At 68.3% G+C, this 20,221-nt stretch carries 18 protein-coding genes; 11 read left to right on the top strand and 7 right to left on the bottom strand.

Translation table 11 applies throughout. The features are described 5' to 3' along the window. Positions 1-68: 68 nt before the first annotated feature. Entirely contained in the window at positions 69-1,988 is a 1,920-nt protein-coding gene (locus DA075_RS17425) for a DUF6538 domain-containing protein (RefSeq protein ID WP_123834326.1), read from the top strand. 345 nt (positions 1,989-2,333) lie between these two features. Here DA075_RS17425 and DA075_RS17420 read toward each other — a convergent pair whose 3' ends face one another. Both DA075_RS17420 and DA075_RS17415 read right to left on the bottom strand, forming a co-directional pair. Next, positions 2,334-3,665, bottom strand: a complete 1,332-nt coding sequence (locus DA075_RS17420; RefSeq protein ID WP_024830174.1) for an MFS transporter — start codon at positions 3,663-3,665, stop codon at positions 2,334-2,336. Positions 3,666-3,675: 10 nt separating this feature from the next. Continuing rightward, on the bottom strand, positions 3,676-3,948 hold the full coding sequence (locus DA075_RS17415; RefSeq protein ID WP_024830175.1) for a metal-sensing transcriptional repressor: 273 nt from the start codon (positions 3,946-3,948) through the stop codon (positions 3,676-3,678). A 107-nt stretch (positions 3,949-4,055) separates the two neighbouring features. On the opposite strand from DA075_RS17415, the gene DA075_RS17410 reads away from it, so the two are divergent. From DA075_RS17410 to DA075_RS17400, 3 genes are all read left to right on the top strand, one after another. Beyond that, entirely contained in the window at positions 4,056-4,367 is a 312-nt protein-coding gene (locus tag DA075_RS17410; RefSeq protein ID WP_024830176.1) for a hypothetical protein, read from the top strand. Between the two features lie 71 nt (positions 4,368-4,438). Beyond that, the gene (locus DA075_RS17405; RefSeq protein WP_024830177.1) at positions 4,439-5,668 is read left to right on the top strand and encodes an efflux RND transporter periplasmic adaptor subunit; all 1,230 of its coding nucleotides are present in this window, start codon (positions 4,439-4,441) and stop codon (positions 5,666-5,668) included. Positions 5,669-5,671: 3 nt separating this feature from the next. Next, positions 5,672-8,956: an efflux RND transporter permease subunit gene (locus DA075_RS17400; RefSeq protein ID WP_024830178.1), complete on the top strand. Its 3,285-nt coding sequence runs from the start codon at positions 5,672-5,674 to the stop codon at positions 8,954-8,956. 105 nt (positions 8,957-9,061) lie between these two features. Here DA075_RS17400 and DA075_RS17395 read toward each other — a convergent pair whose 3' ends face one another. Both DA075_RS17395 and DA075_RS17390 read right to left on the bottom strand, forming a co-directional pair. Next, on the bottom strand, positions 9,062-10,183 hold the full coding sequence (locus DA075_RS17395) for a nickel/cobalt efflux transporter (RefSeq protein ID WP_024830179.1): 1,122 nt from the start codon (positions 10,181-10,183) through the stop codon (positions 9,062-9,064). A gap of 9 nt (positions 10,184-10,192) precedes the next feature. After that, positions 10,193-10,471 (bottom strand): metal/formaldehyde-sensitive transcriptional repressor, encoded by a 279-nt coding sequence (locus DA075_RS17390; RefSeq protein ID WP_024830180.1) that lies wholly within the window; start codon positions 10,469-10,471, stop codon positions 10,193-10,195. An 88-nt stretch (positions 10,472-10,559) separates the two neighbouring features. Between DA075_RS17390 and DA075_RS17385 the strand changes: the two genes are divergently transcribed. From DA075_RS17385 to DA075_RS17355, 7 genes are all read left to right on the top strand, one after another. Further along, positions 10,560-10,769 carry a DUF1289 domain-containing protein gene (locus DA075_RS17385; protein WP_024830181.1) on the top strand — a complete coding sequence of 70 codons (210 nt, stop codon included), beginning with the start codon at positions 10,560-10,562 and terminating at the stop codon, positions 10,767-10,769. A 105-nt stretch (positions 10,770-10,874) separates the two neighbouring features. Further along, positions 10,875-11,705 (top strand): chromate resistance protein ChrB domain-containing protein, encoded by an 831-nt coding sequence (locus tag DA075_RS17380; RefSeq protein WP_024830182.1) that lies wholly within the window; start codon positions 10,875-10,877, stop codon positions 11,703-11,705. A 2-nt stretch (positions 11,706-11,707) separates the two neighbouring features. Further along, positions 11,708-13,117: a chromate efflux transporter gene (gene chrA, locus DA075_RS17375; protein ID WP_024830183.1), complete on the top strand. Its 1,410-nt coding sequence runs from the start codon at positions 11,708-11,710 to the stop codon at positions 13,115-13,117. Continuing rightward, on the top strand, positions 13,117-13,473 hold the full coding sequence (locus DA075_RS17370; RefSeq protein ID WP_024830184.1) for a hypothetical protein: 357 nt from the start codon (positions 13,117-13,119) through the stop codon (positions 13,471-13,473). The genes chrA and DA075_RS17370 overlap by 1 nt, the downstream gene beginning before the upstream one ends. A gap of 36 nt (positions 13,474-13,509) precedes the next feature. Further along, a complete protein-coding gene (locus DA075_RS17365; protein WP_024830185.1) occupies positions 13,510-14,466 on the top strand; it encodes a DUF1259 domain-containing protein in 957 nt (318 codons plus the stop codon). Between the two features lie 16 nt (positions 14,467-14,482). Next, positions 14,483-14,950, top strand: a complete 468-nt coding sequence (locus DA075_RS17360; protein ID WP_024830186.1) for a Rap1a/Tai family immunity protein — start codon at positions 14,483-14,485, stop codon at positions 14,948-14,950. 57 nt (positions 14,951-15,007) lie between these two features. Next, a complete protein-coding gene (locus DA075_RS17355; protein ID WP_024830187.1) occupies positions 15,008-16,069 on the top strand; it encodes a Cj0069 family protein in 1,062 nt (353 codons plus the stop codon). A gap of 515 nt (positions 16,070-16,584) precedes the next feature. Here the strand turns inward: DA075_RS17355 and DA075_RS17350 are convergent. From DA075_RS17350 to DA075_RS17340, 3 genes are all read right to left on the bottom strand, one after another. After that, on the bottom strand, positions 16,585-16,776 hold the full coding sequence (locus DA075_RS17350; protein WP_024830188.1) for a hypothetical protein: 192 nt from the start codon (positions 16,774-16,776) through the stop codon (positions 16,585-16,587). Positions 16,777-16,797: 21 nt separating this feature from the next. Continuing rightward, positions 16,798-18,039 (bottom strand): exodeoxyribonuclease VII large subunit, encoded by a 1,242-nt coding sequence (locus DA075_RS17345; protein ID WP_244936174.1) that lies wholly within the window; start codon positions 18,037-18,039, stop codon positions 16,798-16,800. A gap of 260 nt (positions 18,040-18,299) precedes the next feature. Beyond that, complete coding sequence (locus tag DA075_RS17340) at positions 18,300-19,238, bottom strand: hypothetical protein (RefSeq protein WP_024830190.1); 939 nt, start codon at positions 19,236-19,238, stop codon at positions 18,300-18,302. Between the last annotated feature and the right edge of the window lie 983 nt (positions 19,239-20,221).

Here is a 20,221-nt window from a genome sequence, read left to right as displayed (position 1 = left end):
CCCGGGCCGACCGCTCCGTCCAGGTCCACTCGGGAGGTCCACTTGTCTGGACGGCAGGGATTCCTGCCTTGCCCCGCACCCACCTCCGCCGTCGCCGACAAACGGTCTTTTTTCGCCGTATCATCCCCCATGACCTGCGTCAGAGGTTCGGTCAGCGCGAGATCCTGCGCTCGCTCGGCCAAGCCACGCCGGGCGAGGCCCGACGGATGGCGCAACGCTTGTGGGATGGGACAGAGACCTTGTTCACCCTCGTCCGTTTCAACCGATCGCTCACGCGCGCCGATATCGCCCGGCTCGCGGAGCAGTACTTAGACTCCGAATCTCTGAAGCACGAAGGCCTCATAACGGCTATCGGGCACTACCCCAAGATCGACGACCTTCCTGGTGTCGACAGCGCGATGCTTGAAGACGGAATAGCCGATGGCAGCGATTTCGTCGGAGACTGTCCGAGGGGGACCCTCAATGATCCGGCCGAATGGGAGTTCCTCTATCAGTGCCGACTGGACGGCCTAAAGCGCGACCGGTCACTCAACAAATTCACATCCGTTCGCAGCGCGGCACAGGAACTCGCCTTACGCAACGAGATCGACCTCGACACCCCCACTCAGGAATACGCGCTCTGCCGCGCGCTACTCGACGCCGAAATCACGATCGCTGAGCAGAAACTGGCCTATCTGCGCGACGTCGTCAGGCCTCATCACCCCCTGCACGCGGTCGCCCATCGTCCGATTGTTCCTAACCCGCCCACTCGGTCCGATGCGCCAACGAAAAAGATGGCGCATCAATCTGAGAGATTGTTCAGCGAGATTTGGACCGCCTATAGCGACGATCGCGTCAGACACAACGAATGGAAAGAGGCTATTGCTCGCCAAGCCCAGTCGACAGGGCGTCTTTTCGTCGAGATATGTGGCGACAAGCCGCTCGAGGCCTATGGACCCGCCGATGCCGCAGAGTTCAGGCGTGCTCTGCTCAGCCTTCCTGGGAAATACGACAAGTGCGTTGAGTGGCGTGACATTCAGCGCCGAAGCGGCATCCGCGGCCTGATCGAGCATTGCAACGGTAAGGCGGACATCGATCGCCTGAAGCCTCAGACCTTCAACCGGCACCTTGCGGCCTTGTCGGGCATCTGGCCATGGGCTCAGGTCAACGAAGTCGTTCCCAAGGGTACGCCGTCGATCTTCGACGGTCTGCACATCAACATGAGCCGCGTCCGAGGTCGGCATCACAGCGCTCGGGACGAGCGGCCGGCGTGGAACAGTGACGAACTCGCGGCCGTGCTGAATGCAGATTTGTTTTTCGGAATTCGCAGTCGCCGAAGCTGGAAGAAGCCGGGTCCGCACGTCCTACGTGACGAACGCTACTGGGGCATCCTCATCGGCTGCCACAGCGGCATGCGACGCGGTGAAATATTCCAACTCCGGGTACGACACGTCGTACGACACAAGGAGACAGGAATCTGGCATTTCAATCTCAAGGATCCGACTCTTGACCTGAAAGCCGGAGGAAGCGCCCGATGGGTCCCTCTCCATCAGAATCTGCTGAGTCTCGGGTTGATTGAGGCATTGGTGGAGGGACGAGAAGAGAATGAATTGCTCCTCCCTGAGGGTGAGGCTGGCGCCGAGAAGACGGATACTCTCAATGATGGAGAGAACTCGCCATACGGCAGCGCCTTCGGGAAGTGGTTTCAGCGCTTTAAATCGTACCACGGTGTACGTGCTGACGTCACGTTCCACTCATTTCGACATTCGGCGACCACGCTCATCATAAACGCAGGTGCTCAGCCGAACTTTGTGGAGGAGGTGATTGGCCACGAGAGCAAGACCAGACGGTCTGAAATGGAGCGTTATTACAAAGGTCAGGCCTTGATCAAACTTAAAGACGTTATTGATCGTCTCATCTTACCAATTAACATCGAGAAAATGACCGAGGCCGCGCGCACCGGCGAACCACATCGGGTATCTGATACTCGACGGCAACTGACTGCCTGAAAATGAAATCGGCACGCTGTTTTGGCTATGCAGCGACCTTCCACACGGCTTCTACAGAAACTAGGCCGGCTCGTTTATGTGAAAATTTTGCGAATTCCTTGGTGGGCTATTGTCATGTCAGATACGCGGCTTCGCAGCGGACCTTCCAAACGATAATCGGACGGCTAAATCGGGTGGATTGCAGCTGTTCCGGTTTAGGGAGCAGGTCCGACAAAAGCAGACGCTCGGCAATTGACTGGAAATGGCCGTGACCGGCTGGTCCGCTTCCGAGCCGCTTCGTCGGATAAGCGGACGGCCCCCACCCAAATGCGAACGGGAGCAGGGCGGTCAGGCGCCTCGCCATCCTTATCCAGGGCGGTGCGCCGGCCAGCGCTGGTGCAGGTCGTCGATGACGAAGGCGTGGGCGTGCCGCCGTGCCGCGGCGCCGTCCAGGTGCGGATGGTCTGGCCCGAGGTCGGCGTGTGCATGCTCGACGACGTCCGGGTCCGAGGCGGGCCACAGCACGGCCGCCGCCGCGATGGCCGCTAGGGTGAGCACGCCCAGCACCGCGAGCGTGACCGGCATGCCGGCCTCGGCTCCAAGCCAGCCCGCCAGCGGATAGGTGACGAGCCAGGCGACGTGCGACAGGGCGAACTGAGCCGCGAACACCGCGGGCCGGTCCTCGGTCGTGGCCGAGCGCCGGAGGAGCCGCCCGGTCGGGGTCTGAGCGGCCGAGTAACCGATCCCGAGAACCAGCCATGTGGCGAGCAGCATCGGCCAGCCGATCACGCCGCCCCAGGTCGTTGCGGCGAAGGCGAGCAGCACGACGCCGAGGAGGGCCGCCGCCGGCAGCATCACGGTCCGGTCCGGCAGCCGGTCGAGCACCCGCGGCAGCAGAAGAGCCGCGACCATCGAGCCACCGCCGAACAGGCCGAGCGCGACCGCGACGTCGTTCTGGGGCCGGTGCAGGATGGCCTGCACGATCACGACCGTGTTGACGATGACCATAGAGCCGGCCGCCGACACCGCGAGGTTCAGGGCGAGGAGGCCCCGCAGGCGCGGCGTCGCGAGGTAGATGCGGAGGCCGCGGGTGGTCCGTTCGTAGATCCCGCGGCGCTCGGTCGGCTTCGGGCTCGGTAGGCCGACAGACACGACGAGCGCCGCCGAGCATAGGAAACCGACGACCGTGCCGCCGAACAGCCAGTGGAAGTTGATCACCGTCAGAAGGATGGCGGCGAGCGCCGGGCTGAGCAGGTTCTCCAGGTCGTAGGCCAGCCGCGAGAGGGAGAGCGCCCGGGTGTAGTCGCGCTCCTCCGGCAGGATGTCGGGAATGGTTGCCTGGAAGGTCGGGGTGAAGGCGGCCGAGCAGGACTGGAGCACGAAGACGAGGACGTAGACCTGCCAGATCTGGTCGACGAAGGGCAGGATCAGGGCGACGGCGGCCCTCACAAGGTCGGTCGTCACCAGGAAGGCGCGGCGCGGCAACTGCCCGGTGAAGGCGTTCGCCACCGGCGCGACCAGCACGTAGGCGACCATCTTGATGGCCAGCGCCGTGCCGAGCACCGCACCGGCCTCGGCCTTGGCGAGGCGATAGGCCAGGAGCCCGAGGGCGACCGTCAGCAGGCCGGTGCCGATCAGGGCGACGACCTGCGCGGCGAACAGGTGGCGGTAGGTCCGGTTTGCGAGGACGCTCAGCATCGGGCACCCCTCACAGGTACTTCGCCAGCGCCTTGAACTCGGCGAGCGCGGCCCTGGCCGTTTTGCCGCCGTCGGCGACGCCGTCGCCGATGCAGTGCTCCATGTGGTCCTCGATCAGGGTGCGCTTCGCGTTGGCGATGGCGCTCTCGACCGCTTGGAGTTGCTGGGCGAGGTCGAGGCAGGGCCGGCCCTCGTCGATCATCGCGATGACACCGGCGAGGTGGCCGTGTGCGCGCTTGAGGCGCTTGACGATGTCCGGGTGGGAGGCGTGCACGTGTTCCATGTTGACATGCTATCCTCCTGGATAGGATAAGGGAAGGGTATTTGACGCGTCGGTCGGACCACGGCTCGACGGGGAGATTGGATCGGGTGTCATTCGGGCGGCGTCTCATGACGATGGCCGTGGCGTTGCTGCTGTCGGCGGTGACGGTGCTGCCGCTGCTCGCCCATGGCCGGCACGAGGCGACGGGTCCCGTCGCGCACGCCATGCCGTCGACGGCGGTGCAGGATCATGCGACCGACCACCAGGATGCCGACGAGTTGATCCACCACACGCAATCGCACGCGCAGGGTGTCATGCCGACCGCGGCCGAGGCTCCCGCGGCCGGCCGGGCCTCGGTGGCGCGACCATTCACCTGCGCGGACGATGCCTGCCGCTTCGGCGGCGCTGCCGAGGGGCCGTTCGAGCCACCGAGGGCCTGAGGCCGCTCACCTCGCCCTTTCCTCGAACCACGGCTCCGCGCAGGTGCGCGGCACGCCGCCATGGCATCGACATGCTCAAACGCCTCATACCCGTGCTGCTGGCCGTCGCCGGCGGCTTCCTGATCGCGACCTGGTGGCCCGGGGCTCCCGAGGCCGTCCGCGCGATGCTGTCCCCCACCAAGGGCGGGAACGCTCCCGCCAAGCCAGAGCCTCTTCCGGCGGCCAAGGGCGAGCCGGAGAGGCCCGGCCTCGTCGCGCTGACGGACGACCAGATCGCCAAGGCGGGGATTCGGACGGGCACGGTCGGCGGAGGCAGCCTCTCGCGCCACCTGCACGTGCCGGGCACCGTCATCCCGAGCGCCAACCTGACCGCCCGCATCGCGGTCAAGACCACCGGGACGGTCGTCGAACTGCGCAAGGGGCTCGGCGACACGGTCGCGAAGGGCGAGGTCGTGGCGCTGCTCGACAGCCGCGAGATCGCCGAGACCAAGGGCGAGTACCTGGCGGCGCGGGTCTCGGCCGCCCTGCAGAAGACGCTCTACGAGCGCGACAAGGAGCTTTGGGACAAGCGCATCTCGTCCGAGCAGCAGTACCTGCGCTCGCAGGCCAGCTACCAGGACCTCAAGGTCAAGGAGGACGCCGCCCGGCGCAAGCTGACCTTCCTGGGCCTCAGCCAAGCCGAGATCGACGCCCTGCCGAAGCAGCCGGAGGCTCAGTTCGAGCGTCAGGAGATCCGCTCGCCCATCGCGGGCAAGATCGTCGAGCGCCGCGTCGACCCCGGGGCCGCGGTCGGACGGGACAACCTGGAGACCGAGCTCTACTCGGTCGTCGACCTGTCGAAGGTCTGGATCGACCTCGCGGTCAGTCCCGGCGACATGCCGCTCGTGCGCGAGGGCCAGGCCGTGACCGTCCGGGCCGAGGCGACCGGGGAGGCCGCGAAGGGCCGGATCGTCTTCATCGTGCCCGTCCTCGACCAAGCCACCCGCGCGGCCAGGGTCGTCGCGGAACTGGCCAACCCTGACGAGACGTGGCGGCCGGGCTCGTTCGTCGCCGCGGAGATCGTCATCTCCGAGAAGCCGGTGCGCGTCCTCGTCCCGGCCTCGGCGATCCAGACCCTGGAGGGCAAGCCCAACGTCTTCGTGCGCGTGGCCGAAGGCTTCGAGGCGCGCCCGGTCAAGCTCGGGCGGTCGGACGACGACGACGTGGAGGTGACGGAGGGGCTCGATCCCGGCCAGGCGGTGGTCGTAGCGAACTCGTTCACGCTCAAGTCCGAGCTCGGCAAGGCCGCGGCGGAGGACTGAACCATGATCCGTTCCATCCTCGGCTTCTCCGTCGCCAACCGCTACGCCGTCATCCTGGTGACCCTCATCGCCACCGCCTTCGGGGCGTGGTCGCTCGCGCGCTTGCCCATCGACGCTGTGCCCGACGTCACCAACAACCAGGTGCAGATCAACGCCATCGCCCCGGCGCTGACGCCGGTCGAGATCGAGAAGCAGGTCACGGTGCTGCTGGAACGCGCGCTGGCCGGCACGCCGGGGCTGGAAAGCATGCGCTCCTTCTCGCGCAACGGCTTCGCCCAGTTGACGGCCGTGTTCAGCGACAAGGTCGACGTGTACTTCGCGAGGACCCAGGTCAACGAGCGCCTGACCGAGGTGCGCGGCACCCTTCCGCCCGGGGTCGAGGTGAAGCTCGGGCCGATCTCGACCGGCCTCGGCGAGATCTACTGGTGGTCGGTGGAGTATCTGCCCCCAGGCGAGGGCGTGCCCGTGAGGGACGGCCGTTCTGGCTGGCAGACGGACGGGAGCTACCTGACGCCCGAGGGCGAGCGGCTGAGGTCCGACTTCGAGCGCACGGTCTACCTGCGGACCGTGCAGGATTGGATCATCCGGCCGCAGATGAAGAGTGTGCCGGGCGTGGCCGGGGCCGACGCCATCGGCGGCTTCGTGAAGGAGTACCAGGTCCGGCCGGACCCGATGAAGCTCGTGGGCTACGGCCTGTCCTTCGCTGACGTCACCCGCGCCATCGAGGCGAACAACGCCACGCGCGGGGCTAACTACGTCGAACGCAACGGCGAGGGCTACGTCGTCCGGGCCGGCGGCCTCATCGAGAACGTCGACCAGATCCGGGACATCGTGGTGGCGACCCGGGCCGGGGTGCCCATCCTAGTGAAGGACGTCGCGGAGGTCGGAATCGGACAGGAGCTCCGGACCGGTTCGGCCAGCGAGAACGGGCACGAGGTGGTGCTGGGCACGGCCCTGATGCTGATCGGCGAGAACAGCCGCACGGTCTCGGCCGCCGCAGACGCCAAGATCCGGGAGATCAACAAGCTCCTGCCGCCCGGCATCCAGGCCCGGACGCTCCTCAGCCGCACCGACCTCGTCGACGCGACCATCCGGACGGTGGGCAGGAACCTCGCCGAGGGCGCGCTGCTGGTCATCGCGGTGCTGTTCCTCACGCTGGGGAACATACGGGCAGCCGTCATCACCGCCCTGGTCATCCCCGTGACGATGATGCTCACGGCCACCGGCATGCTGGCGGGGAGGATCAGCGCCAACCTGATGAGCCTGGGCGCCCTCGACTTCGGCCTCATCGTCGACGGTGCGGTCATTATCGCGGAGAACAGCCTGCGGCACCTCGCCGAGCGACAACACGAGCTTGGACGCCGGCTCGGCCTGGACGAGAGGCTGGAGACGGTGCGGGTCTCGGCCGAGGAGATGATCAAGCCGAGCGTCTACGGGCAGGCCATCATCATCCTGGTCTACGTGCCCCTGCTGACCTTCACCGGCGTGGAGGGCAAGACCTTCACGCCAATGGCGCTGACGGTCCTGATCGCGCTCGTGGCGGCGTTTGTGCTGTCGCTCACCTTCGTCCCGGCGATGATCGCGACCTTCGTCACCGGGCGGGTCAGCGAGGGCGACAACGCCTTGGTCCGCGTCCTGAAGGCGGCCTACCGGCCGGTACTGTGCGGTGCCATCCGGTCACCGATAACCTTCATCGTCGGTGCGCTGGTCGTTCTCGGGATCGCCGGAGCGCTGGCGACGCGGCTAGGGCAGGAGTTCACGCCGACGCTCGACGAGAAGAACATCGTCATGGAGGCGCGCCGCATCCCATCGACGTCGATCACGCAGTCGCAGGCGATGCAGCTCGGCGTCGAGGAGACGATGAGCAAGTTCCCGGAGGTGGCCTTCGTCTACTCGCGCTGCGGCACGCCCGACATCGCCGCCGACCCGATGCCGCCGAACGCCTGCGACGCCTACCTCATCCTCAAGCCGCAGAGCGCCTGGCCCGACCCGCACGAGAGCAAAGAGGCGCTTATCGGACGGATGGAGGCGGAGGCGAAGCTGATCCCCGGCACGCTGCTCGGCTTTTCCCAGCCCATCCAGATGCGCTTCAACGAGCTCATCGCCGGCGTGCGCGACGACCTCGCCGTGAAGGTGTTCGGCGAGGAGTTCGGTCCGATGGTCGAGGGGGCCCGTAAGATCGCCGGCATCCTGCGCAGCCTGGAGGGCGCCGCCGACGTGAAGGTCGAGGAGGCGGTCGGGCTGCCGTTCCTTGAGATCAAGATCGACCGGCGCGAGATCGCCCGGCGCGGCCTGAGCATGGCCGACGTGCAGGACGTCATCGGCACGGCCGTCGGCGGCAAGGATGCCGGGCTGGTGTTCGAGGGCGACCGGCGCTTCGCCATCGTGGTTCGCCTCGCCGACGACGTCCGAGGAGACGTCGAGGCCCTGAAGAACCTCCCCGTCCCGCTGCCGCCCGCGCAGGCGGCTCCGGCCCGGTCGGGTACCGGCGTGCCGACCGCGCCGGGAGCGATGGGCATGAGCGTGCCGCTCCGCCAACTAGCGACCTTCACCTTCACGGAGGGGCCGAACCAGGTCAGCCGCGAGAACGGGCGGCGGCGCGTGGTGGTGACCGCGAACGTGCGCGGTCGCGACATCGGCTCGCTCGTGGCGGAGGCGCAGGAGCGAATTGCCGCGGAGGTGAGGCTGCCAGCCGGCTACGAGGTGCGCTGGGGCGGTCAGTTCGAGAACCTGACCGCCGCCCGGCAACGCCTGATGGTGGTCGTGCCGGCGGCCTTCGCGCTGATCTTCATCCTTCTGCTCGGGGCGCTCGGCTCCGCGCGCGACGCGTCCATCGTGTTCAGCGCCGTGCCGATGGCCCTGACCGGCGGCGTGGCCGCCCTGTGGGTCCGCGACATGCCGTTCTCGGTATCGGCGGCGGTGGGGTTCATCGCGCTGTCGGGCGTGGCGGTGCTGAACGGCCTGGTGCTGCTCAACCATATCCGGACGCTGGTTGCGGGGGGCATGGCCATCCCCGAGGCGGTCCGGGACGGGGCGCTGACCAGGCTGCGTCCCGTGGTGATGACGGCGCTGGTCGCCGCCCTCGGCTTCGTGCCGATGGCCCTGGCGACGGGGACGGGCGCCGAGGTGCAACGGCCGCTGGCGACGGTGGTCATCGGCGGCCTCGTCAGCGCGACCCTGCTCACCCTGCTGGTCTTGCCGGCGCTCTACGTCCGCTTCGGCCGGGCGGCGACGGGAGTGCGTGTCACGGAGGTGCGGCAACCTGCGCTGTGCGAGGCAGTGCGTTGAGGAAAGCCCGTGCGAGCGTGATGGCCGTTAGGTCCGCCTCCTGGTCGATCCCAGGTCGCGTGCCATCGCCGACGACTGAACCTGTTTCGGCTCATGGCCGGTCGGTCAGCCTTGAATGTCGACAGTCCATGCGGCCGCGTGGTCCTGGTGTGCGTGGCTGATGCCTTGCCAGCCTAGCCAGCCGGTGTAGAGGCCGACCAGGACGATCAGGGCGGCCGAGGCGTAAGGGGCCTGCCGGGCGAAGGCGTCGAACCCGGACCAGCGGGAGGCGACATGCTTGACGCTCAGCGCCGCGACGACGCCGGCCGAGACCATGGTCAGCGCCAGGCCGATGCTGAAGCAGACGACGAGCGCGAAGCCCAGGCTGAACTGCTTGAGCTGGATGCACAGGAGCAGGACCGTGATGGCTGCCGGGCACGGGATCAGCCCTCCGGTCAAGCCGAACAGCACGATCTGGCCGGTCGTCACATGCCGGCCCGCGAAGCGGCGGCGGATGTCCTCGGCATGGGCCCGGGCGTGGGCGTCGTCCTCGTCGCCCAGGTTCATGTGCCCGTGGTCATGGTCGTGCTCCTCGAACGCGACCTCGTGGATCTCGGCTCCGGCCGGCCCGTTGAGGCGCAGACGTGCCGTGAAGGCGTGCGGCTCCGGGATCTCCTCCAGGCTCTCCAGGAATTCGCCGCGGTGCGCGAAGGCGAACGCCTGCCGACCGCCGTCCGGGCGAAGCGTCTCGACGGTCATGCTCCCGGGAGCCGGTAGCTCACCCCGCTCCGCACGCACCCGCCAGCGCGGCGGCACCCCGTCCTCGAACACTTCCAGCGTCAGGAGACCGGCCCTGGTCGTGACGTGCTTCGTCTCGTCGTGATGGTGATGATGGTCGTGGTGCTGCTCGCGCCACGTGCGCCACGCCATCCAAAGCGCGATGCCGACGATGAGCACCGCGGAGGCGAGCTGGAAGTACGGCTCGCTCGCTTGGCCGCCCCATTCCTGGCCGAGATACTGCCCGCCGAGGGCAATGACCCAAACTACGGCGGTGTGCGAGAGCGTCGCCGCCAGCCCAAGCAGCACCGCCTGCGTGACCGTGCCTCGGACCGCGATGATGAAGGCGGCCATCATCGTCTTGGAGTGGCCGGGCTCAAGCCCGTGCAGGGCGCCGAGCAGGATCGCGCTCGGCACGAACAGCCAGGCATGCGCGGTGCCCTGCTGGAGCAGGTCAGGCAAGGAGGTCATGAGGTCTCGTCACTTGAGGTAGGTCCGCACCACCTCGATCAGCTCGGCGGCCCCCCGGGCGCGCTCTGTGTCCGGCTCGGCGTCCGGGTTCACGACGTGGTGGCGGATGTGGTCTTCCATCAATTCGGCGGTCAGCCCGTTGATGGCACCCCGCATCGAGGCGACCAGCATCAGGACGTCGGCGCAGCCGAGCTCGGCCTCCAGGGCCCGCTCGACGGCTTCCGCCTGTCCCTTGATCCGGCGCACACGCGCCAGGAGCTTGGTCCTTTCCTTGATCGTGTGGGCCATCACAGGCTTCCTCGTTATGGCGACACATAGGGGGGTACCCTATGTGTGTCCAGCGGCGTCGATGCCGTGGTGTGTGCGGAGCCGTACCATGAAGAAGGACGATCCCTGCATCGGGGTTTGCCAGTGGGACGGGCGCACCGGCTGGTGCCTCGGCTGCGGCCGCACAATCCCCGAGATCCGCGCGTGGAAGAAAATGACACCCTACCGGCGGACCGCCCTCGCGCGCGAGCTGCCCCGGCGGGTCGAGCAAGTCTCGGCCACACGGGAGCCGGCCCACTCCGACCTCGGGGACGCTTGACAGGGTGGGCGCTGGCGGGATGTATTGACTCATCGGGGAGCGATCCCCCGACGAGGCTTCGGCTGAAGAATCGCGTCCCATCTGCACTTGCTGCAAGGACGCGTCATGCCTGTGCCCAACACCATTACCGTCGACAAACTCGCGCGCCTGATCGGAACTCCCGGCTGCCCGGCCGTCGTCGACGTGCGCACCTACAAGGAATTCCTCGCCGACCAGCGGTACGTGCCCGGTTCCCTCGTCCGGGAGGCTAGCCGGGTCGCCGAGTGGGCGCCGGCGCTGCGCGGCAGGTCGGTCGTCGTGGTCTGCGAGGACGGGCGCCGGCACAGCCACGGCGTCGCTGCCTGGCTGCGCAGCGCCGGCGTGAACGCCGAGGCTCTGCAGGGTGGTATCGCAGACTGGGCGGCCGCCGAACTGCCGATGGTCCCGGCCGACAAGGTCCGCAACCGCGACGAGCAGGGCCGAACCGTCTGGGTCACGCGCGCCCGACCCAAAGTCGACCGTATCGCCTGTCCCTGGCTGATCCGCCGCTTCGTCGACCCCGACGCGGTCTTCCTGTTCGTGCCGCCGGGTGAGGTCGTCGGCGTTGCGGAACGGTTCGAGGCCGCACCCTTCGACATCGACGACCCGGGCACCTTCTGGAGCCACCGGGGCGAGCTCTGCACCTTCGACGTCATGGTCGAGGAGCTCGGCCTCGCCACGCCGCCGCTCCTGCACCTCGCGACGCTCGTGCGCGGGGCCGACACGGGCCGGCCAGACCTGGCGCCGGAGGCGGCCGGGCTGCTCGCGGCATCGCTCGGCCTGTCGCGCATCTATGCCAATGACATGGAGCAGCTCGACGCCGGCATGCTCCTCTACGACGCCTTCTATCGCTGGTGCCGGGACGCAACGGAGGAGCGTCACGACTGGGTGGGCGACCGCACTAAGGGGAAGGCCTGACCATGGCCGCGACCGCAGGCATCCAGACTGCGCCGGAGCATAGCGCAGCTGCCCCGGGAGCGCCGCTGCCCGTGACCCTGGCCGAGGCCGTGCCGATCTGGGCGCGCATCGCCGCGCTCTCGTTCGGCGGGCCGGCCGGGCAGATCGCGGTCATGCATCGCATCCTCGTCGAGGAGCGGCGCTGGATCTCCGAGAACCGCTTCCTGCACGCCCTGAACTTTTGCACGCTGCTGCCTGGCCCCGAGGCGCAGCAACTCGCCACCTACGTCGGCTGGCTCATGCACGGCACCCGCGGCGGGCTCGTCGCCGGCGGGCTATTCGTCCTACCGGGCGTGCTCGCGATCATGGCGCTGAGCTGGGTCTACGCGCTCTACGGCAACGTCGGTTTCGTCGCCGGCCTATTCTTCGGCCTGAAGGCGGCGGTGCTGGCCATCGTGCTCCAGGCCGTGATCCGGATCGGCAAGCGGGCACTCAAGGGACCGGTCATGGTCGGCCTCGCGGCTGCGGCGTTCGTGGCCATCTTCTTCTTCGACGTGCCCTTCCCGCTGATCGTGCTCTGCGCGGGCGTCATCGGCTACCTCGGCGGCCGAGCCGGCCTGCCGCAGTTCAAGGCCGGAGGGCACGGGGGTGGTGGCAAGGTCGTCGAGGGCCCCTTCCTACTCGACGATCACGAGCTTCCGCAGGAGCGGGCCGCCGCCGGGCAAACGCTGCGGATACTGCTGACCTGGGGCGCTATCTGGCTAGTACCGGTCGCTGCCATCCTGCTCGCCGCCGGCCCGGACGACGTCTTCAGCCAAGTGGCGGTGTTCTTCTCGAAGATGGCGATGGTGACGTTCGGCGGGGCCTACGCGGTGCTCGCCTACGTGGCCCAGCAGGCGGTGGAGCATTACGGCTGGCTGAAGCCCGGCGAGATGCTCGACGGCCTCGGCATGGCCGAGACCACGCCCGGCCCGCTGATCATGGTCACCCAGTTCGTGGGCTTCCTCGCCGCCTACCGGGCGCCGGGAAGTCTGCCGCCGCTCCTGGCGGGGACGCTCGGCGGGCTGCTGACCACCTGGGTGACCTTCGCGCCGTGCTTCCTCTGGATCTTCGTGGGCGCCCCTTACGTTGAGCGGCTGCGCGGCAACCGGGCCTTGGCCGGCGCGCTCTCGGCTATCACCGCCGCGGTCGTCGGCGTGATCCTGAACCTCGCGGTCTGGTTCGCCCTGCACACCGTCTTCGCCGAGACGCGACCGTTCGCGGCCGGCCCTGTCCGGTTCGACGTGCCGGTCCCGTCAAGCCTCAACCCCTGGGCCCTCGCGTTGGCGGCCGCGGCGGTGCTGGCGGTGTTCCGGTGCAAGGTCGGCATGGTCCAGACGCTCGCGGCCTGCGCCGCTGCCGGCGTCGCCCTGCACTTGGGAGGTTTGGTGTGATGGGCACCGGGCGCCGCACCGCGGCGGTCATCCTTCTCGTCCTGGCGGCGGGTCCGGCACCCGCGGGCGAGGCGTTCCGGCGCCTGACCGCGTCCGAGATCCGGGCGCGCCTTGTCGGCAAGGAGGTCACCGACGAGGTGCACTGGGCCTACCGCTTCGAGCCGGGCGGCCGCTTGCACGTCGTGTCCCTCGGGCGGGCTCACACCGCGCGGTGGCGGATCGACAAGGACGAGCTCTGCCTGGAGGCCGTTCCCTGCGTCCAGGTCTGGATGGCCGGCAACCGCGTCGAGCTCCGGCGTGGCGACGGCACCCTGCCGGACGAGGGTGTGCTGCAGGCACCGGCACGCCGGTCCTGAGGACTTCGAACCGCAACCACAATCGAGGAGACGACCATGCGTCGCTTGCTTGCATCCATCGCCGTCCTGGGCACCCTCGCGACCGGCGCGTCGGCCGCGGAGCCCTGGCAGGACGCCATCGCCACCGGGCTGGGCAAGCCCGGGACCGCCATGCCGGGCGGGGTCTACCGCGTCGGCCTGCCCCGGACCGACCTGAAGGTCACCCTCGACGGCGTGCAGCTGAAGCCATCCCTCGCCCTTGGCTCCTGGCTCGCCTTCGTGCGGCACGGGGGCGGGAACGAGGTCATGGTGATGGGCGACCTCGTCCTAACCGAGGACGAAGTGAACCCGGTGATGAAGCGCCTCGTCGAGAACGGCGTCGAGATCACCGCCATCCACAACCACCTGCTGCGGGCCTCACCGAGCACCCTCTACATGCACGTCTCCGGGCAGGGCGAGCCCGGGAAGCTCGCCACGATCCTGGCGGGGGCGCTGGGCGCGAGCCGCACGCCCTTCGGCGGCGAGACCGCCGGCGGCTCCCCGCCGTCCGGGAAGACCGAACCGGCCTCGGCCGGCGAGGGACCGGTGCCGGCGAAGGCGACCGCGCCGGATCAGTCGCTCGACCTCGACACGGCGGCCATCGACGCCGCCATCGGGCGCAAAGGCAAGGTCAACGGCGGCGTCTACGCCGTGAGCGTGCCGCGCTCGGAGACCCCGAAGGACCACGGCATGGTCGTGCCCGAGGCCATGGGCTCGGCGATCGCCATCAACTTCCAGCCGACCGGCGGCGGCAAGGCGGCCATCACGGGCGACTTCGTGCTCACCGCCGACGAGGTGAACCCGGTGATCAAGGCGTTGCGGGCGAGCGGCATTGAGGTCACGGCGCTTCACAACCACATGCTCGACGACGAGCCGCGGCTGTTCTTCATGCACTTCTGGGCGAACGACGACGCGGGCAAGCTCGCCAAGGGCCTGCGCGACGCGCTCGACCAGGTGAAGGTCGCGAAGGGCTGATGCCAGGAGCATCGCCATGATGACGATGTCGGTGAACCTCAGGGGGCGGTGCCTCGCGGTCCTGGCGGCGGCTTCGGTCACCGTCTCACTTCCGGCGACGGTTCCGCCGGCGAACGCCGCCGGCTGCGAGGGCACGTCCTGCGCCCTGAATGCGGGCGGCCAGGGCGTCGGTGCCCCGGCGGTGCCGCCGGCCGCTTCGGTCGACATCCGCGAGAGGCGGTCGGGGGACCTGTACCGCGTCTGCCTCGCCGAGCGGGGCAAGGCGTCGGGCTGGTGCAGCGCCTACCTCATGGGTGTCGCCGATACGCTGGCGGCCTTCGGCGATGGCGGCGACAAGGCCGGGATCTGCGCCGTCGACTACACCATCGAGGCCCTGACCGAGGCGTATATGGCCTGGGCGCACGCCAACGAGGCCCTGCTCCAGACCGACATGCTGGCGGGGGCCAGCCTCGCCTTCCGGCAGTGCTGGCCCTGTGGGCGGTGAACCGGAGCGCGCCCGCCTCCCTCACGATCCGCGCCAGCAATGCTCCCGGTGCCAAAGATGACGGGTCCAGGCCAGCATCCCTTCAAGGTCGCCGTCGTCTGGCGGGGCGACGCCCGGGCGCGAGCCGAAGCGCGTCCGGAAACCAGCCGGTTCGCGGCGGTGTTCGCCGTCCTTGAGCGGCACGGGCTCGCCGGCGAGCCCGCCGTATGGGTGGAGGAGCTCGCCGATGACGTCCGGGCCCAGCTTATGGCGGTGGACGCCGTGTTGGTCTGGGTGAACCCAGTGACTGAGGACACCGGCGAGGACCGCAGAGCTCTCGACGCGGTGCTGCGGGAGGTGGCGGCCGCCGGGATCCTCGTCAGCTGTCATCCCGACGTAATCGACCGGATAGGCACGAAGGAGGTGCTGGTCCGGACGCGGGAGTTGGGTTGGGGCACGGATACGCACCTCTACGCCAGCCATGCCGCGCTCGCGGCGGAGTTCCCCGCGCGCGTCGCCGAGGGGCCGCGGGTGCTGAAGTGCAGCCGCGGCAACGGCGGCATCGGCGTCTGGAAGGTAGAGCGCGCCGCGGGTCCCGACGTGCTGGTGCAGGAGGCGCGCGACCGGAGCCGGCGCACGATGCCACTCGACGCGTTCCTGGCCGAGCGCGCCGCCGACTTCGCGGCGGGCGGCCCCCTCGTCGACCAGCCGTTCCAGGCGCGGCACCTGGAGGGGATGGTCCGCTGCTACGTGAGCGGTACGCGGGTGGCCGGGTTCGGTGCCCAGTACGTGACCGCGCTCGCCTCGCCCGAGCATGGACGGGCCCCACCGCGCCTCTATTCTGGGCCGGACGACGCGCGCTTCCAGCACCTGCGCGGCCTGATGGAAGCGGAATGGATACCTGAGATGACGCTTCTGCTCGGCTTGGTCCCGGACGACCTGCCGGTCGTCTGGGACGCCGACTTCCTGCTCGGGCCGAAGGGCGCCGCCGGCGAGGACACTTACGTGCTCTGCGAGATCAACGCGAGCTCGGTTTACCCCATTCCAGACGAGGCGCACGACACCCTGGCCGCGACGCTGCGACATCGATTGGACGATGCCCACCGACCGGTGGAGCGGGACGCGGCCTTCGGAGGCTGACCGGAACCGGTTGTTAGCCTGGAAACAGCCTTGGAATACCGGATCGCTCCTCGTTTCATAGCGTACCCTTATGCGAATGGGCGGCCGCTGCCGTCACGGTGAACGTCCGCTATGGAGTGGCGTCCGCGGCTTCGTGAATGACCGGGATGGGCGCAAAGCAGCCAGAGGAGCCGTCCAGCACACGTCCGCTATCGGGATCCGAAGGGCTACGTGTGAACGATGGCGTTTGGTCGCAATCAGTCCGTCCGCATTTGCGTCAGCAAATCCCATTACGGCCGGCGGCTCTCAAAGATTGTCATCCGCTCCAACAAGAGCATGTCCGGAATGGCGTTTTTTTAGGCAACACGTCCGACCGTAGCTGACGCTTTGTCCGAGGCAGAGGTAATCGGCCCTTCCGGGGTTTGGATAGGTACCCATGCCTCTCCCGAGGCGGCATCCGCGACGGGCGTCGCGGATGTGTTTCCTCAGGCGCCACCGCCGATGGTATGACATCGGCGGTGACCCGGATCCTCGGGCTATGCCGACCGGCGGCGCAGGTCAGCGATCCGGGCGTTCAGCACGGCGCGCAACTCTTGCACCTCGACATAGGCGGCCTCGGCCTTCTCGAAGGCGGACAATCCGTCCTTTTGGATTTCCTGGGTCAGCGCCTCGATGCGCCGGACCGCGGTCAGGAAGCTCGGCGTCTCGGGTGAGCGGGTCTTGGACATGGTCAATCTCCTGGTCGCAGATCAGTTGTATGTGACGAAGGTCGGCACGACCCGGACGAAGATCGTCCCGTCGCGGAAGTGCAGGAACAGCGGCATGTGGGACTTGAGCTCGCGATAGCGCTCGATGACGAGGCCGGTGTCGGCCGCCGTCACCAGCGCCCAACCCGGCTCCCAGGCCGGGTCGTCGTCATCCCCATCGCCGAAGCCGAGCACCTCGATGGGAGCGGCATATGGCTTGATCTCGGCTGTCGCGCCGGTCCCAACGCCAGCTGCCGCGGCAAGGCCGGTCAGCAGGCTGCGCTCAACGCCTCGATTGAGCTGTCGCAGCCGCCGATCGGCGAGTTCCGCGAGATCGCCGAGGCTCGCGGCGAAGCCCTGCAAGGCCCCCGCCAGGGCGATGCGCCCAGCCGCCTCCAGATTCTCCGCGAGGGCGGCGTCGAACGCCGCGAGCGCGCGCTCGGCTCGTACGCCGGTGGCCTCGACAAGCCGGCGCACCAGTATCGCCGCGGCCGTCGGGGTCGGCTCAGATCGCGCCGCGACCGCATCCAGGGCGGTGAGCGGCGTCCCGGCATGGCCGAGCCCTGCGATGACGTTCGGAGCCCCGGTGGCCGCGCGCACGGTCGCGTAGGCGTTGAGGGCCTGGAAGCCCTCGACCGGACCGCCCCCTCGGCAGACCAGGGTCGCCGATAGGCCGTGCTCGCGGTGCAGCTCGCCCGCTCGGCCGAACGCCTCGCTCAACGAGTGCTCCGCCGACGGTCCCTCGAACATCGCGTAGATCCGGTGGAGCCGGATCAGGCCGTTCTCCTCCAGTGGGCGCAGGACGTGCTCGACGTCGCGACGGGCATCGCCGAACTCGGCGGCGATCAGCGCGATGTGGCGCGGATCCTCGGGCACCTCCCAGGTCCCCGGGCCTAAGCGGCGCCCCTCGCGCCTCAGGCGCTGCAGCGTCCTCTCCCGCTGGATCTCGCCCTCGACCGGCACCGCGCCGACCGAGATCACAGCGATGACCCTGGCTTGTACCCCGGCACCGCGCCCGTAGCGCTGACGCAGGCTGGTTTGCAGCCGGAGCACGACGGTCCTGTTGACCAAGGCCGCCGGATCGAGGGCGTCGCCGATCGCATCCCGGCAGGCGGCGAGGTCGGCAGCGGCGAGCCGAACCTTGAGCCGGGGCGGCTCGAGGCTACTGCTTGGATCGGCCTCGCCGAGCAGGAGCAGGTGTCCGTCGGACCCGAGGGGTGCGACGGTCAGGACGCTGGCCCGCACCGTGTGCTCGCCTCGCAGGCGTTGGCGCAGCCAGCCGAGCAGATCGCGGAGCTCGCGGATCTCGTCGGCGACCCGGGTCGCCCCTGCGTCGTCCAGCGGGATAGGAGGAGGACGGGCATCGCCCGGTTCAGCCGGGGGTACAGGCCCCCCGTGGGTCTTAGGAAAGAATCTGTGGTGTCGCATCGTGTCGTTCGCTGAGGTCGGGATGGGGCAGTGGTCCGGCGGCCAGCATGCCGGCGGCCGGATCGTCGAGGGTGGCGTCAGTCGAACAGCGGCCCGGGCTTGCCGTGCGGCGTCTTCGCCTTGCGCGTGGGCTTGGGGATCGCCTCGATCAGTTCGGCGATCGCATCGAGCCGCGCCCGGTCGGCCAGCCGCAGCTCCTGCCGGAGGATGCCGGCGAGGAAGGCCAGGATCTCGTCCGGGTGATCGAAACAGCGGTGGGCCAAGCCGTCGAGCAGCGTCGGCGACGACGCGCGGCGCGTGATCACCGGCACCGGCAAAACGGCGACCTGACGCATCAGCCCGTCGTCCGACAGCTCGCGGAACGCGAACCCACAGCCCGGGTCCACGACCACCACGTCCAGGGAACCCCACTCGTACTGATCGATCGCACAATCGAACGCATGCCGAAGCGCGGCGACCGAGCCCGGCTGCTCGAACGCGATCGGATGTCGGATCAACTCGATGGCGCCCTGATCCCACCAATGGGCGAGGGCATTGACCAGCGGGTGCTGAGCGCCGTCATCCGGCTCGATTAGGAACACCCGCCGGAGCCGGCGCGGGACCGGCAGGTCGTGCTGCCGGACCCACAAATAGTCGGCTTCCAGGCCATCCCGAACCACAGCGTCCTGCTCGGCCCATCCCGTCAGGAAGGCGTCGCGCACGAAGCCGGCGACCCCCGCGGTGAGGTTGCCCAGCGGCTCGGCCACGAAGGTCAGCTTGAGTTCGTGTTCGCCGATGATCGCACCGGGATCGAGCAGGATGCCGGTCGCGTCCTGGATCTCGCGGATGAGGTCGCCGGAGAGGAAGGCGTGAAGCCTTCCGGTACGGTCAGGATCGACAGGTTGGAGTTCGAGGGTAAGGCCGTCCTTGTGCCGGCGCGGGCGCTCGACCCGTGCGCGCACCCGCAAGCCCGGCGACTCGTGCGGGCGGCCGGGCTCGTTCGCGCCGGTGGGCGCGTCATGATCTGTATCTGTCATTTGTGATGTCCATCGTCAGGGGAAGGGGCGAAGGCGCCTCACCGACCGTCCAGCGAGCGCTGTCCGAGCGCCGCGTTCTGCCGTCCCCGTCCTCCTTGGGCTTTTGGGGCGAAGGGCCTTCGCCTGATCTGCTGTGATTGGACTGCTTTCCCCTCCGCTCCCGCAGCCGCAGAGGCTCGGGAGCGCGTCGCCTTTCGCTTGATTATGTTCTTCTAAGTTTGCTGTGTTTCGACTTGCTTCAGGCTCCCCGATCGGGCCGCAACGCCGACGATCCGAGCGCTCAAGGCTCGCAAGGGGTCGAGCGTCAGCGATAGGAAGAGCGTGAACTCGTCGGGCGATAACCGCACCTCCGCGGCGCGCTCCAGGCGTCCACGAAAGGTCGCAAATGCGGGCGGACAGCTTTCCGTCCTGGCTCGGATGAAATCGCTGCAGTTCGTGGGGGAAACTGCCTCGGTATGGGCCCGTATGATCGGCGCGAGCGCGCACCCAGAGCCTCGCCAGCTCGAGATCGCAGCCAGCCTCGTTCTCGCCGGCGGGCATGTCGTAGGTTGTGATCTCTTCGTGTTCGTGAGGAAGAGAGCACAGATGCCTCGCCGCCCTCCGTCGTCGCATTACTCCCGGTGTTCGCGAACTGTCTTTGCTTCACCCCGCCTCGGTTCTCGTCTCATCGATCTCGGCACGATCAGCCCCCGGGCTCTCGGGCGGCAACGCTCTGTCAGTGAACGTCTTTCAGGCTCAAAGCGATAACCGACGTAGGGTTGGGAGTGATAACCGACGTCTATCCAATTTTGGTGATATCCCACGTGACGGCGACCACCTCGATCCTAAGTCCGAGCGGAGGGGCGCCGGCTGAGCCCAACTACTCGAACTTCTGCCGTTGTTCGAAAGCAGGATATCTTACGGCGTCGTACCCCAGGCCCCGCTGTCGGATCAGGACGATCCGACAGCTCCTTGCCTCGTCTTCGCAGCGCTCGCAGCAACAG

Source organism: Methylobacterium currus, assembly GCF_003058325.1.
Lineage (GTDB): Bacteria > Pseudomonadota > Alphaproteobacteria > Rhizobiales > Beijerinckiaceae > Methylobacterium > Methylobacterium currus.
Note: the sequence above shows the minus strand (reverse complement) of the source record. Positions and strands in the feature narration are given on the sequence as shown.